This window comes from Cupriavidus taiwanensis, assembly GCF_900250075.1.
Classification (GTDB): domain Bacteria; phylum Pseudomonadota; class Gammaproteobacteria; order Burkholderiales; family Burkholderiaceae; genus Cupriavidus; species Cupriavidus taiwanensis_C.
Genome location: NZ_LT977070.1, coordinates 2,973,419 through 2,985,768, shown reverse-complemented (window position 1 = coordinate 2,985,768; position 12,350 = coordinate 2,973,419). Strand labels below are relative to the sequence as shown.

Sequence of the window (12,350 nt, the reverse complement as noted above, 5' to 3'; positions counted from 1 at the left end):
GGTGCCATCCATAAAATCAAGGGCTTAGCCCGACTGGCACGTAAATCGCTAGTACTACTGTTACAAGATGAGCGGCGAGCCACAGCCGCCAACGGCAGTGCCAGGGGGGAGTACGGCTCTTCGGGTCGAGAGTTACGCTAGCCGCGCTGCACGGATCAAAGGGCACGGGAAAATCCACGCGCTTTGGCGCGTTTGCAACAGGGGTGGCGCGGGGCCAGCGCCAGGTCAATCCATGGACCCACGCGACGGATGCATTCGTATCCGCCAGCGATGAATCACGCAGTTCAGCAGTTCTTTTCAGGCGCGGGCGTTTCCTTGCGGGGAGGCAAGGGACGCCCGCCGCACCTCACCACATCATTTCCCGCTGGACCTGCACGCACGACCTTGCAGTGCACCATCGAAAGTCCTTGTATCGCTCGCGCCCTAATCCATAATTATGAATTATGGGATCCGATGCACACGCCATTGGATTCCCCGTGCGATACAGGAGATGGCATGCGCATCGTCCAGCAGGCGCTGTACCTGGAAGTGGCAGACCGGCTGCGCGCCATGATCGACGCGCATACGCTGGTGCCGGGCGCATGGATCGACGAAAGCGCGATGGCGGAAACGCTGGGCATCTCGCGCACGCCGCTGCGCGAGGCGCTCAAGGTGCTTGCCGCCGAAGGCCTGGTGCGGCTGGAGCCGCGCCGTGGCTGTTTCGTCAATGAACTGTCCGAGCAGGACCTCGACGAGATCTTCCCGCTGATGGCGCTGCTCGAAGGGCGTTGCGCCTATGAGGCCGCGCGCAACGCCACCCGCGCCGACCTCGACGCGCTCGACGGCCTGCACGCCGACCTGGCGCGCTATGCCCAGGCCGGCGATATCGACGCCTACTACGAGACCAACGCCCAGATCCATGAAGCGATCCAGCGGCTGGCGGGCAACCGCTGGCTGAGCGGGCTGATCAGCGACCTGCGCAAGGTGCTGCGGCTGTCGCGCCACAAGAGCCTTAAGCTGCCGGGGCGGATCCATGAATCCTGCGCCGAGCACCTGAGCGTGTTTGCCGCGCTCAAGGCGCGCGACCCGGAAGGCGCCGAAGCCATGATGAAGACCCACTTGCTGCGCCAGCGCGGCGCGCTGCAGGCGCTCGATGCCGGCGGCGCCGCAATGACGCAGGACGTCACCGACCTAGCCGAGGTAAAGACGGCCGTGCGCGCCCCGCCGGCCTTGCGCGTGGCGGGCGCCGAAGACTGACTCCCGCGCACCGCCACGCCAGCCACAGTTTCCCCCACGTTCACATCGATGCATCAAAGGCAGGTACCGCATGAACTCCTTCGATACGGGTGACCAGAAGATCAGCGCGCCGCTGGGCGAGAACGAGCCGTCCAGCTCCAATATCCTGTCGCGGCTGGGCCGCTGGTGGGGGCGCAAGGGCGAGGCCGACGCCAAGGCCAATGGCGATGCCAGGGCCGCCACGCCGGCCGATGGCGAGGCGCCGCTGCCGGCGCGGGTGGTGCGCCGCCAGCGCGAGCAATTGCGCCTGTGCTTCGATGCGCGCCTGACCGACGGCGCCGCCAATGCCGCCGCGCAGGCCTGGCAGGCCGAATACGAAGCCGCCGGCGAGGCCACGCGGCGCGGCATGCTGGCGGTGCTGGCCGAAGTGGCCAGCAACGGCAGCGAAGAGGCCGCGGCCGATGGCGACAAGGGCGCGCGCGCGGGCCAGGTCCAGTCCAACGCCCGCATCCGTTTCTTCAAGCGGCTGGCCGCGCTGCATGGCCAGCGCGGCAACAGCGCCTGCGGGTTGCATTTCCTGATCCAGCTGCGCGCCGACATGCTGCGCTGGCAGCGCCGCATGCCCGGGCTGCGACCCCTCGACGACGACCTCGAGGGCTTGTTCTCCAACTGGTTCGACGTCGGCCTGCTCGAGCTGCAGCCGATCACCTGGGACTCGCCCGCGTCGCTGCTGGAAAAGCTGATCCGCTACGAGGCCGTGCACGAGATCGCCTCGTGGACCGACCTGCGCAACCGGCTCGATTCCGACCGCCGCTGCTACGCCTTCTTCCACCCGCGCATCCCGCGCGAGCCGCTGATCTTCGTCGAGGTGGCCTTTGCCCCCGAGATGGCCGCCGACGTCCATACCCTGCTGGACGAAGCCGCGCCGCTGGAAGACCTGCGCCGCGTCAAGTGGGCGATCTTCTATTCGATCAGCAACACCCAGGCGGGGCTGCGCGGCGTCAGCTTCGGCAACTTCCTGCTCAAGCGCGTGATCGAGGAAGTGCAGCGCGAATTCCCCAAGGTGAAGCAGTTCGCCACGCTGTCGCCGATCCCCGGGTTCGCGGACTGGCTGCGCAAGCAGGACGGCGAGGCCGTGGCGCGCGTGCTGGGCGACAAGCGGCTGGCGCGCTGGAGCGAACGCCACGGCAACGCGCCCGCCGACGGCGCGGCCTGGCTGGAGGCGCTGGCGCCGGATGCCACCGATGCCGTGGTGCGCGACACCGCGCTGACCCTGGCCGCGCATTTCCTGGTGCGCGAACGCAACCAGTCGATGCCGGCCGACCCGGTGGCGCGTTTCCACCTCGGCAACGGCGCCTGCGTGGAACGGCTCAACTGGGGCGCCGACCTGTCGCGCAAGGGCCGCAGCCAGAGCTGCGGCATGATGGTCAATTACCTTTACGTGCCCGAGGCGCTGGATGACAATCTGGCACGCCTGGGCGCAGGCAACCCGCGCATCAGCCGCAGCGTCGGCAAGCTGCTGTGATCCTGGTCCGGTCACGGGGATTGTCCTTGCCCTTGCACCCGCGGCGCCTGGCGCGCCGCGACGTTTTGTCGGGAGCCATGTCGTAGCAGCAAAGCCAGCCGCGCAGTGCCCATGCGGGCGCGCGCGGCCATCAGATTGACTTTCCAGAAGAGAGAGGAGACAAAGATGAATCGTCGTCAGTTCAGCCTGGCCGCCTGCGCGCGCGCAGCGAGCCTGGTCCTTGGCGTGGCCGGCATCGGTGCCGGCGCCATGCTTGCCGCCCCCGCGCACGCAGATACCTGGCCGTCCAAGCCGGTCACCGTGATCGTGCCGTTCCCCGCCGGCGGCGGCACCGACGCCTTCGCGCGCCCGCTCACCGCGCAGCTGTCCAAGCAGCTGGGCAAGCAGTTCGTGATCGACAACCGCGGCGGCGCCGGCGGCACGGTCGGCGCCAGCCTCGCGTCCAAGGCTGCGCCGGACGGCTACACCGTGTTTATCGGCGGCGCCCACCACGCCATCGCGCCGTCGTTCTACAAGAAGCTGGACTACGACATCGAGAAGGACTTCATTCCGGTCACGGTGATCGCGCAGCCGCCGCAGGTGGTGGTGGTCAATCCCAATCGCGTCAAGGCCAGTACGCTGCAGGAGCTGATCGCCTACGCCCGCGCCAACCCCGGCAAGCTCAACTACGGCTCGGCCGGCAACGGCTCGTCGCATCACCTGGCGGGCGAGCTGTTCAAGATCCAGACCAAGACCTTTATCACCCATATCCCGTACAAGGGCGCCGGCCCGGCACTGTCCGACCTGATCGCGGGCCAGGTCGACCTGATGTTCGACGGGCTCGGCTCGTCGGCGCAGCATATCCGCGCGGGCCGCATCAAGGCGCTGGCGGTGGCGTCGAACAAGCGCTCGCCCGCCTTCCCCAACGTGCCGACCGCGGCCGAGGCTGGGGTGCCCAACTACGAGGTGTCGACGTGGTACGCGATGTGGGTGCCCAAGGGCACGCCGAAAGACATTGTCGACCGCCTCTACGCCGAAACCGAGAAGGCGCTGAACACGCCGGAGCTGAAGCAGGTCTGGCTGAACAACGGCTCGGAAACGCCGGCGTTCACGCCGGAGCAGTTCGGCCAGTTCCAGCACGCCGAGATCCGCCGCTGGGCCCAGGTGGTGCAGCAGTCCGGCGCCAAGATGGACTGACGCCATGCCCATGCCCATGCCGATCCGAAGCCGGGGGATGCGCCCATGAGCGGCACCGTGCGATTTGCCGCGCAGGGCACCACCGCCACCGTAACGCTTGCGCACGCGGGCAAGCTCAACGCCATTTCCGCGCAGATGTGGCGCGAGCTGGCGGCGGGGTTTGCGCGCCTGTCGGCGGATAACTCGCTGCGCTGCGTGGTGGTGCGCGGTGCCGACGGCAACTTTGCCGCCGGCGCCGACATTGCCGAGTTTCCCGCCGAGCGCGGCGACGAGGCCGCCGTGCGCCACTACCACATGGCCACCATCGCGCCCGCGCTGGCGGCGGTGGCGCAATGCACGCATCCCACCGTGGCGATGATCGAAGGCGTGTGCGTGGGCGGCGGGCTGGAAATCGCCTGCCATTGCGACCTGCGTATCGCCGCTTCGGACAGCCGCTTCGGCGTGCCGATCAATCGGCTCGGCTTCCCGATGGCGCCTGGCGAGCTGCAAGGCCTGCTGGCGCTGGCGGGTCGCGCCGCGACGCTGGAGATCCTGCTCGAGGGCCGCGTCTTCGATGCCGCCGAGGCGCGTGAAAAAGGCCTGCTGACCCGCGTGGTCGAGCCTGCCGCGCTGGCCGCGGAAGTCGACGCCACGGTGCGCCGCATCGCCGCCGGCGCGCCCGCCGCGGCACGCATCAACAAGGCCACCATCCACCGGCTGGCGCCGTCGCCGGCACCGCTGTCGCCGGCCGACCTGGACGCGCATTTCGCCTATGCCGAAGGCGCGGACCACGCCGAAGGCGTCGCCGCCTTCCTGGCGCGCCGGCCACCACATTTTCGCGGGGAGTAGGGCGCGCCGTCGGCACTGCTTCCCCACTGCTTCCTATCCTCGTTGTCTTTGCTTCCTCAGTCTTTGGTTCGCTCCCTGCCATGAACGCCAACCTGTTCGCCCTGTTCGAATCCCGCTTCCCCGCTGACCGTACCGCCTGCTGCATCGAGACGCACGACGGCCTGTACTACAGCTGGGACGACCTTGACCGCGCCACCGCCAAGCTGGCCAACCTGCTGGCCTCGCTGCACCTGCCCGAAGGCGCGCGCGTGGCGGTGCAGGTGGAAAAATCGCCCGAAGCGCTGTTCCTGTACCTGGCCACGCTGCGCGCCGGCTATGTCTACCTGCCGCTGAACACGGCCTACCAGGAGGCCGAGATCGACTACTTCGTCGGCAATGCCGAGCCGTCGGTGGTGGTCTGCAGCAGCAAGAACTTCGGCTGGGTCTCCAAGGTGGCGTTCCGCCACGGCGTGAACCATGTGTTTACGCTGGACGACGATCGCAGCGGCTCGCTGCTGTCGCGCGCGGCGGGCAAGGCCGACACCTTCGAGACGGTGGCGCGCGCCGACGATGACCTCGCCGCCATCCTCTATACATCGGGCACCACCGGCCGCAGCAAGGGCGCGATGCTGAGCCATCGCAACCTGGCCTCCAATGCGCAGACGCTGCACGAGTTCTGGGGCTGGCGCAGCGACGACGTGCTGCTGCACATGCTGCCGATCTTCCATGTGCACGGCCTGTTCGTCGCCTCGCATGGCGCGCTGCTGGCCGGCGCCAAGATGATCTGGGCGCCCAGGCTCGACATGGCGCAAGTGCTGAAATTCCTGCCGCGCTGCACCGTGATGATGGGCGTGCCGACCTACTACGTGCGCATGCTGCAGGAGCCGCGCTTCGACGACGACACCTGCCGCCGCATGCGCCTGTTCGTGTCGGGTTCGGCGCCGCTGCTGCTGGAAACCTTCGACGCCTTCCGCGAGCGCACCGGCCATACCATCCTGGAACGCTACGGCATGAGCGAGACCGTGATGCTGGTGTCCAACCCCTATGACCCGGCGCTGGGCGAGCGCATCGGCGGCACCGTCGGCATGCCGCTGCCGGGGGTGTCGGTGCGCGTGGTCGACGGCGACGGCAAGCGCTGCGCGCCAGGCGAGATCGGCAACGTCGAGGTGCAGGGCCCGAACGTGTTCCAGGGCTACTGGCGCATGCCGGAAAAGACCCGCGAAGAGTTCACCGACGATGGCTGGTTCAAGACCGGCGACGTCGGCCGCTTCGGCGGCGCCATCGTCAGCCAGGCCGGCGAGCGCGCCGTGCCGGACCACTACCTGACCATCGTCGGGCGCAGCAAGGACCTGATCATCTCGGGCGGCTACAACGTCTACCCGAAGGAAATCGAGAGCTTTATCGACGAGATGCCGGGCGTGGCCGAGAGCGCCGTGATCGGCGTGCCGCACGCGGATTTCGGTGAGGCGGTGGTGGCGGTGGTGGTGCGCAAGCCCGGTGCCGACATCGACGAGGGCGCGCTGATCGGCACGCTCAAGGGCCGCATCGCCAATTTCAAGGTGCCCAAGCGCGTGCACGTGGTGGACGAGCTGCCGCGCAACACTATGGGCAAGGTGCAGAAGAACGTGCTGCGGGAGAAGTTTGCGGCGCTGTGAGGAAGGTAGCGAAACGCCGGCGGGTTTGCTTCCTCTCCCGCTTGCGGGAGAGGGGAGCACACCAGCGGTCGATCGAATGAGAGCTTACTTCAGCATCTGCACTGACCCGTTCACCGACACCGTCACCTGCGTCTTGCCGCCCTCAACCGGCACCGGTACCGCGGCGTCGGCCATCATGGCCTTGGCGGCGCCGTACATGCGCGGCACCGGCGGCACCATGCCGGTCTCGTTCACGTTGACTTCACGGATGGTGTAGCTGTTGTAGCCGAACAGTTTGGTGGTGGCCTGCGCCTTGTTGCGGAACGAGGCGATGGCCTGCTCGGCGAGCTTGGCCTCGGCGGCCTCGCGTGCTTCGCGCGACAGCGAGAAGGCGATGTTCTGCACCTGCATCTGGCTCGCCAGCTCGCCCGCGAGCTTGGAAACCGCCGAGAAATCGCGCGATTTCAGGATGACCTCGGAGCGTCCGCGCCAGGTGCTGATGCGGCCGTTGCGGTCGGTGCTGGGGTGGATGGTGAAGCCGCCGGATTCGGCGGTCACGCCCTGCACGCGGCGCGCCTGCGTGATGACGGCCTGGGTCCGGGTCGACAGGCCCGAGGAGATCGCGGCCGGTTCCGCGCCTTCCTGCTCCGCGGCCAGCGTCAGGTGCACGATATCGGTCGGCACCTCGGTGACGGCCTGCGCGGTCAGCGACAGCACGCCCGACGGCGTTTCGGTGGGACCGCCGTGGGCCGAGGCGACGACGGCGGTGGTGCCGAGGAGGGTGGCGGCGAGCCATTGCTTCATGTGGTTCTCCCAATCAAAACGTGATGGGTATCAGACGTGGCCGCGAGGGCGATCGTTCCGCGACATTGCAAACGATTGTTGCGGTGGCGTCGCGCGAGTGGTCTTGCTTCCCCCGTGCGGGGGAAGCGGATCGTCAGAATGCCTGCCAGGCCTTCCACAACATATACGTGGCCAGGCACAGCAGCAGCACGGCGAAGACCTTGCGCAGCTGGCCCACATCCATGCGGTGCGCGGTGCGCGCGCCCAGCGGCGCGGTCAGCACGCTGGCCGCGGCGATAACCAGCAGCGCGGGCAGGTAGAGATAGCCGAGCGAGGCCGCCGGCAGTCCGGGCGCGTGCCAGCCGCTCCAGATGTAGCCCGCCACGCTGGCCATGGCGATCGGGAAGCCGAGCGCGGCCGAGGTCGCCACCGCGTTGTGGATCGGCACATTGCACCAGGTCATGAACGGCACCGAGACAAAGGCGCCGCCCGCGCCCACCAGGCTAGACAGGAAGCCGATCACGCCGCCCGCGCCGGCCATGCCGGCGAAGCCCGGGAGCTGGCGCCCCGGCTTGGGCCGGCGGTTGCGCAGCATCTGCAGCGCCGAGAAGCCGACGAAGCCCGCGAACGCCAGCGACAGCCAGCTGGTCTTCAGCGCCGCGAAGACCTTGCCGCCGCCGACCATGCCGCCGATCACGATGCCGGGCGCCAGCGCCAGCACGATCGGCCAGCACACCGCGCCGCGCTTGTGGTGCGCGCGCACGGACGACAGCGAGGTGAACAGGATGGTGCCCATCGAGGTGGCGATCGCCATATGGACGATGGCTTCGCCGGCAAAGCCCAGGCTGGTGAACAGCAGCGTCAGGAACGGCACCATCATCATGCCGCCGCCCACGCCGAGCAGGCCGGCGCAGAAGCCGGTGAAGGCGCCCAGTGCGAGCAGGGCGGGGATCAGCACCGGCAGGTTGTCGAACGGCATCGTGTCAGCAAGGTGGTTGTTATTGTCGTCAGCCTTGCCGCGCAAGGCCTGGTGCGGCGTGGCAACGCCAGGCCCGTCAGCCCATCAGCTTGCCGGTGATATAGCGCCATTCCGCCGGCGTCACCGGCGTGATCGAGAGCCGGTTGCCGCGCCGGAGCACCACCATGTCGGCCAGCGCTTCATGCTCGCGCAGCTCGGCCAGCGGGATCAGGCGGCTCTTGCGTTCGAAGCGCACGTCGACCAGCAGCCAGCGCGGTGCGTCGGCCTTGGAGGCGGCGTCGAAATACGGGCTCTTGCGGTCGAACTGCGTGGGGTCGGGATAGGGCGCGGAGCAGACCTCGGCCACTCCGGCGATGCCGGGCTCGGGGCACGACGAGTGGTAGAACAGCACGCCGTCTCCTACCTGCATGGCGTCGCGCATGAAGTTGCGCGCCTGGTAGTTGCGCACGCCGGTCCACGGCAGCGTCCGTTCGCGGGCCAAGTCGTCGATGCTGGCCTCGTCGGGTTCCGATTTCATCAGCCAGTACTGGCGGGCGCGTTGGTTCTGGTTAGGGCTCACGGCGCTGCTCAGGAAAGGAAGGCCCGCGCGGGAAAACACGGGCAAGCATGCAGGCAAGAAAAAAGGCGATGGTTCAGAAAACCACCGCCTTTTTAGGGGGTCCCCGCCTCGGCCGCTGGGTCGGCATCCTGAACCCAAGTGAGGTTCAGAGTGGCTGCGGAAGTCGCATTTCGGGTACATCATCCACTCAGGGAGTCCAGGCCAGGCCCGGACTATGAATGCGACGACGCGCTCGCCCACGCGACATAATCCCGCACCATGCAATGCATATCGGTTCAAGGAGTTTATGACCCTCACGAACCAGGCAGGGAAACTGTCAAACGTCTGACTGTCCACGTGCCGGATGTCAGACGTTTGCCGTTTCTAACAAGGATGGGATGAAAACGGCGGCCAGGCGCGATAACCTGACCTGTCAGCTGCACTTCTGTGGTGCCTCGTGCAGTCTGGCTACACTATACACCGCGTTGCAGGCCATACCAAGTGCGCTCGCGCGTGTCGTTACATTTTGCGCGGCAGCGCGGCATCCGCAGCACATCCCACCCGTGCTGCTCAGCCGCGCGTACCGGTGCCCACGTGGGCATATTGCCGCAGCGCTTCGTCGGCGCGGTCGTTCAGTTCGCGGATGCGCGCGCGGATGGCGTCGACCGGGATCGCGCCCTCCGCCTGCTGCTTGCGCTGCAGCGACAGCAGGTCCGAGGCGATGCTGATCGCGGCCATCACCGCCACGCGCTCGACACCCTTGGCCGCGCTGCCGCTGCGCAGCTTGTTCATCTGCGTGTCGACCAGGGCCACGGCCTCGAGCAGTGCGGCCTCGTTCTCGGGCGCGATGGCGAAGCGGTAGGCCTGGCCGGCGATGTTGACTTCGACTTGCTTGTTGCTCATGCGTGTTCTCCGGGGGCCTTGTGCGCTTCGGCGCCCTGCGCCACGGCCTCTTCGCCGAGCAGGTCGAGCTGGCGCGTGTCGCTGGCGGTCGGCAGCTTGTCAAGGATGGACTGGATGCGCAGCTGCGCTTCCTCGATCTTGATATTGAGCAGTTCGCGGTCGGCGGCCATGGCCTCGCGCTCGCCGCGCAACTGCGCGGCTTCGCCCTCCAGCCGCGCGATTTCGTCGCGCAGCCGCTGGTTCTCCGCCGCCAGGGTGTCCGCATGATGCAGCACGCGCCCGATCTTGGCGGCCAGTTGTTCGAGTTCGGTGAGCATAGGGCCTGTCATGATGGGAGTAGTGTCAGGTATCGCGATTCTAGCCGATGCGCCGGCATGCACAATGCGGAGGAAAGGTTTGTGACCGGCCGCCCGCATGGAAGTTGCAGGCTTCTGCACCCAAGACGCCGCGAGAGTGTGACAAAACGCTACCAGGCGGGCCATGGCGGCAGTGGGGTCGTCGCGTTGACGCGGGGGGCGAAACGCCATAGACTCGCGCACGTTCCAGGTGCTCGCCCTTTTCGTCCCTGGCGAAGGGGCAGTTCAACGGGAAACAGGGAGCCGGGCCGGCTGCGCGCCGGACAGGCCAACCTGTGCTGCCCCCGCAACGGTAAGCGACCGCGGTGCGCATGCGCCAGCCACATCGCTGGCAAGGCCCGATCCGTCATCGGATGCCAGGCCACATGCCCGCAGGACCGGCCACACGCCACTGAACCGCAGGTTCGGGAAGGCGCCGGTTCCGTGTCGCCAGCCCGGATACCGGCCTGAACGCGGGCTGCCGCCCGTGCGCGGCACGCCTCATCGCCATATGGCCCGCGGGGGAACGGGCCCGGCCGTTCCTATCCAGTCCTGCATCATGCGTTCATCGCTTCACAGGTCGACCCGCCCGGCAAGCCCGGCGGTGCGTCCGTCCGTGCCCGCCATCCTGGCGGCCATGGCCTCGTTCACCCTGGTTCCCGGTACCGCTTCCGCACAGGCGGCGGACAGCCGCACCGCGCTGCTCGCGCCGGTGGTGGTCACTTCCACCCGCACCGCGCAGTCGATCACCGAGGCGCTGCCGCATACCACGGTGGTCACGCAGCAGGACATCGCCAATGCGCAGGCGCCGGACCTGCGCACGCTGCTGCGCAGCCAGGCCGGCGTCGAGTTCGCGACCAACGGCGGCATGGGCAGCAATACCTCGCTGTTCATGCGCGGCGCCAACTCCAACCAGACCCTGATCCTGATCGACGGCGTACGGGTGTCGTCGGCCAGCAGCGGCACCGCGCAGCTTGCCAATATCCTGCCCGACCAGATCGACCGCATCGAGGTGGTGCGCGGCAACGTCTCGGCGCTGTACGGCTCGGACGCGATCGGCGGCGTGGTGCAGATCTTCACCAAGAGCGGCGCGGGCCAGGCGCCGGCGGTCAACGCGGCGGTGGAGTACGGCAGCAACAATACGCGCCAGGGCACGGTCGGCTATGGCGGCCAGGTCGGCGACACCTCGTTCAACCTGACCGGCTCGGCGTTCAAGACCGACGGCTTCTCGTCGATCAATACCAAGCAGGCGCCGCGCGCCAACCCCAACGACAACCCGTACGAGAACCAGAGCGTGTCGGGGCAGGTGAAGCACCGCTTCACGCCCAACTGGGATGCCGGCATCACCGGCTACTACTCGAAGAGCAAGCTGTCGTTCGACAGCGCCTTCGGCCGTCCCACTGACGAAAACCGCACCAACAGCGAGCTGTACACGCTGTCGGCCTTCGTCAACGGCAAGCTGGGCGCGGACTGGACCACGCATTTCAAGCTGTCGCAGAGCGAGGACCGCAGCGACACCTTCCTCAACGGCAGGCCCAACGGCACCTTCAATACCCGCAACCGCCAGTTCAACTGGCAGAACGAGTATGCGCTGGCCGCCAACCACACGCTGCTGTTCGGCACCGACTACCTGCAGCAGGAGCTGGACTCCAGCGCCTATGGTGCGCCCACGCGCAATGTGTTCTCGGTGTTCGGCGGCTATGACGGGCGCATCGGCAAGCACCAGCTGCAGCTCAACGCGCGCAACGACCACTATTCCGACTTCGGCAACCAGGGCAGCTTCCGCGCCGGCTACGGCTACTACGTGACCGACGCGCTCAAGCTGATCGCCAGCGTCAGCAATGCCTTCCGCGCGCCGACCTTCAACGAGCTGTACTACCCCAACTTCGGCCAGCCCAACCTGCAGCCGGAACGTGCCAAGTCGGTCGAGGCCGGCGTGCAGTACGCCACCGCCAGTGCCGGCCTGCTGCGCCTGACCGCGTTCGAGACGCGCTACCACGACCTGATCGTGTCGGCGCAGCAGCCCAGCGGCATGTTCCTGGCGCAGAACGTCAACAAGGCCAAGGTGCAGGGCATCGAGGCATCGTGGCGCGCCACCGTGTATGGCACCGACTTTGGCGCCAGCGTGACCTTCCAGAACCCGGTCGACGAGCAGACCAACACCCAGCTGCTGCGCCGCGCGCGCCGCCATGCCGCGCTGGACGTCGGCCGCGATATCGGCAACTGGCGCTTCGGCGGCGAATGGCTGCTGTCGTCGTCGCGCATGGATGCCGGCTCGCGCCGGCTGGGCGGATACGGTATCGTCAACCTCACCGCCCGCTACAACATCGACAAGCAATGGTTCATCGCCGCCCGCGTCGAAAACCTGTTCGACAAGGACTACCAGCTCGCCTACCCCTACAACACGCAGGGGCGCGCGGGCTTCATCACGCTGGGCTGGCGCCAGCGATGAGCG

At 67.6% G+C, this 12,350-nt stretch carries 11 protein-coding genes, 1 other RNA gene and 1 riboswitch; of the genes, 6 read left to right on the top strand and 6 right to left on the bottom strand.

Features of this window, described 5'->3' with window-relative positions; translation table 11 throughout:
- The first annotated feature begins 495 nt into the window (after positions 1-495).
- The 5 genes from CBM2588_RS13915 (at position 496) to CBM2588_RS13895 (ending at position 6,378) form a co-directional block, all read left to right on the top strand.
- Positions 496-1,236: a GntR family transcriptional regulator gene (locus tag CBM2588_RS13915; RefSeq protein WP_115680989.1), complete on the top strand. Its 741-nt coding sequence runs from the start codon at positions 496-498 to the stop codon at positions 1,234-1,236.
- Between the two features lie 70 nt (positions 1,237-1,306).
- Positions 1,307-2,740 (top strand): malonyl-CoA decarboxylase domain-containing protein, encoded by a 1,434-nt coding sequence (locus tag CBM2588_RS13910; RefSeq protein ID WP_115680988.1) that lies wholly within the window; start codon positions 1,307-1,309, stop codon positions 2,738-2,740.
- 165 nt (positions 2,741-2,905) lie between these two features.
- Positions 2,906-3,916, top strand: coding sequence for a Bug family tripartite tricarboxylate transporter substrate binding protein (locus tag CBM2588_RS13905; RefSeq protein ID WP_115680987.1), 1,011 nt, complete (start codon positions 2,906-2,908; stop codon positions 3,914-3,916).
- 45 nt (positions 3,917-3,961) lie between these two features.
- Positions 3,962-4,744 carry an enoyl-CoA hydratase/isomerase family protein gene (locus CBM2588_RS13900; RefSeq protein ID WP_115680986.1) on the top strand — a complete coding sequence of 261 codons (783 nt, stop codon included), beginning with the start codon at positions 3,962-3,964 and terminating at the stop codon, positions 4,742-4,744.
- A gap of 80 nt (positions 4,745-4,824) precedes the next feature.
- Positions 4,825-6,378: a malonate--CoA ligase gene (locus CBM2588_RS13895; RefSeq protein WP_115680985.1), complete on the top strand. Its 1,554-nt coding sequence runs from the start codon at positions 4,825-4,827 to the stop codon at positions 6,376-6,378.
- Positions 6,379-6,462: 84 nt separating this feature from the next.
- Here CBM2588_RS13895 and CBM2588_RS13890 read toward each other — a convergent pair whose 3' ends face one another.
- The 6 genes from CBM2588_RS13890 to CBM2588_RS13865 all read right to left on the bottom strand — a co-directional run bounded on the left by CBM2588_RS13890 (position 6,463) and on the right by CBM2588_RS13865 (position 9,877).
- Positions 6,463-7,161, bottom strand: a complete 699-nt coding sequence (locus tag CBM2588_RS13890; protein ID WP_115680984.1) for an SIMPL domain-containing protein — start codon at positions 7,159-7,161, stop codon at positions 6,463-6,465.
- A gap of 133 nt (positions 7,162-7,294) precedes the next feature.
- Complete coding sequence (locus CBM2588_RS13885) at positions 7,295-8,119, bottom strand: sulfite exporter TauE/SafE family protein (protein ID WP_115680983.1); 825 nt, start codon at positions 8,117-8,119, stop codon at positions 7,295-7,297.
- Between the two features lie 76 nt (positions 8,120-8,195).
- On the bottom strand, positions 8,196-8,678 hold the full coding sequence (locus tag CBM2588_RS13880; RefSeq protein WP_306437243.1) for an EVE domain-containing protein: 483 nt from the start codon (positions 8,676-8,678) through the stop codon (positions 8,196-8,198).
- Between the two features lie 96 nt (positions 8,679-8,774).
- A non-coding RNA gene (gene ssrS, locus CBM2588_RS13875) (6S RNA) lies at positions 8,775-8,992 on the bottom strand.
- Between the two features lie 235 nt (positions 8,993-9,227).
- Entirely contained in the window at positions 9,228-9,560 is a 333-nt protein-coding gene (locus tag CBM2588_RS13870) for a cell division protein ZapA (protein WP_062801552.1), read from the bottom strand.
- The gene (locus tag CBM2588_RS13865; RefSeq protein ID WP_012353681.1) at positions 9,557-9,877 is read right to left on the bottom strand and encodes a hypothetical protein; all 321 of its coding nucleotides are present in this window, start codon (positions 9,875-9,877) and stop codon (positions 9,557-9,559) included. Before CBM2588_RS13865 ends, CBM2588_RS13870 begins: the two co-directional genes overlap by 4 nt.
- Positions 9,878-10,087: 210 nt before the next feature.
- Positions 10,088-10,380: riboswitch (cobalamin riboswitch) on the top strand.
- Between the two features lie 74 nt (positions 10,381-10,454).
- On the opposite strand from CBM2588_RS13865, the gene CBM2588_RS13860 reads away from it, so the two are divergent.
- Positions 10,455-12,347 (top strand): TonB-dependent receptor domain-containing protein, encoded by a 1,893-nt coding sequence (locus CBM2588_RS13860; RefSeq protein ID WP_115680982.1) that lies wholly within the window; start codon positions 10,455-10,457, stop codon positions 12,345-12,347.
- Positions 12,348-12,350: the final 3 nt, after the last annotated feature.

Excerpts from the sequence above, each read along its gene's own strand:
- CBM2588_RS13870 (WP_062801552.1), bottom strand. The coding sequence starts at position 9,560 with ATGAGCAACAAGCAAGTCGAAGTCAACATCGCCGGCCAGGCCTACCGC.
- CBM2588_RS13900 (WP_115680986.1), top strand. The coding sequence starts at position 3,962 with ATGAGCGGCACCGTGCGATTTGCCGCGCAGGGCACCACCGCCACCGTA.
- CBM2588_RS13905 (WP_115680987.1), top strand. The coding sequence starts at position 2,906 with ATGAATCGTCGTCAGTTCAGCCTGGCCGCCTGCGCGCGCGCAGCGAGC.
- CBM2588_RS13860 (WP_115680982.1), top strand. The coding sequence starts at position 10,455 with ATGCGTTCATCGCTTCACAGGTCGACCCGCCCGGCAAGCCCGGCGGTG.
- CBM2588_RS13915 (WP_115680989.1), top strand. The coding sequence starts at position 496 with ATGCGCATCGTCCAGCAGGCGCTGTACCTGGAAGTGGCAGACCGGCTG.
- CBM2588_RS13885 (WP_115680983.1), bottom strand. The coding sequence starts at position 8,119 with ATGCCGTTCGACAACCTGCCGGTGCTGATCCCCGCCCTGCTCGCACTG.
- CBM2588_RS13895 (WP_115680985.1), top strand. The coding sequence starts at position 4,825 with ATGAACGCCAACCTGTTCGCCCTGTTCGAATCCCGCTTCCCCGCTGAC.
- CBM2588_RS13890 (WP_115680984.1), bottom strand. The coding sequence starts at position 7,161 with ATGAAGCAATGGCTCGCCGCCACCCTCCTCGGCACCACCGCCGTCGTC.
- CBM2588_RS13910 (WP_115680988.1), top strand. The coding sequence starts at position 1,307 with ATGAACTCCTTCGATACGGGTGACCAGAAGATCAGCGCGCCGCTGGGC.
- CBM2588_RS13865 (WP_012353681.1), bottom strand. The coding sequence starts at position 9,877 with ATGCTCACCGAACTCGAACAACTGGCCGCCAAGATCGGGCGCGTGCTG.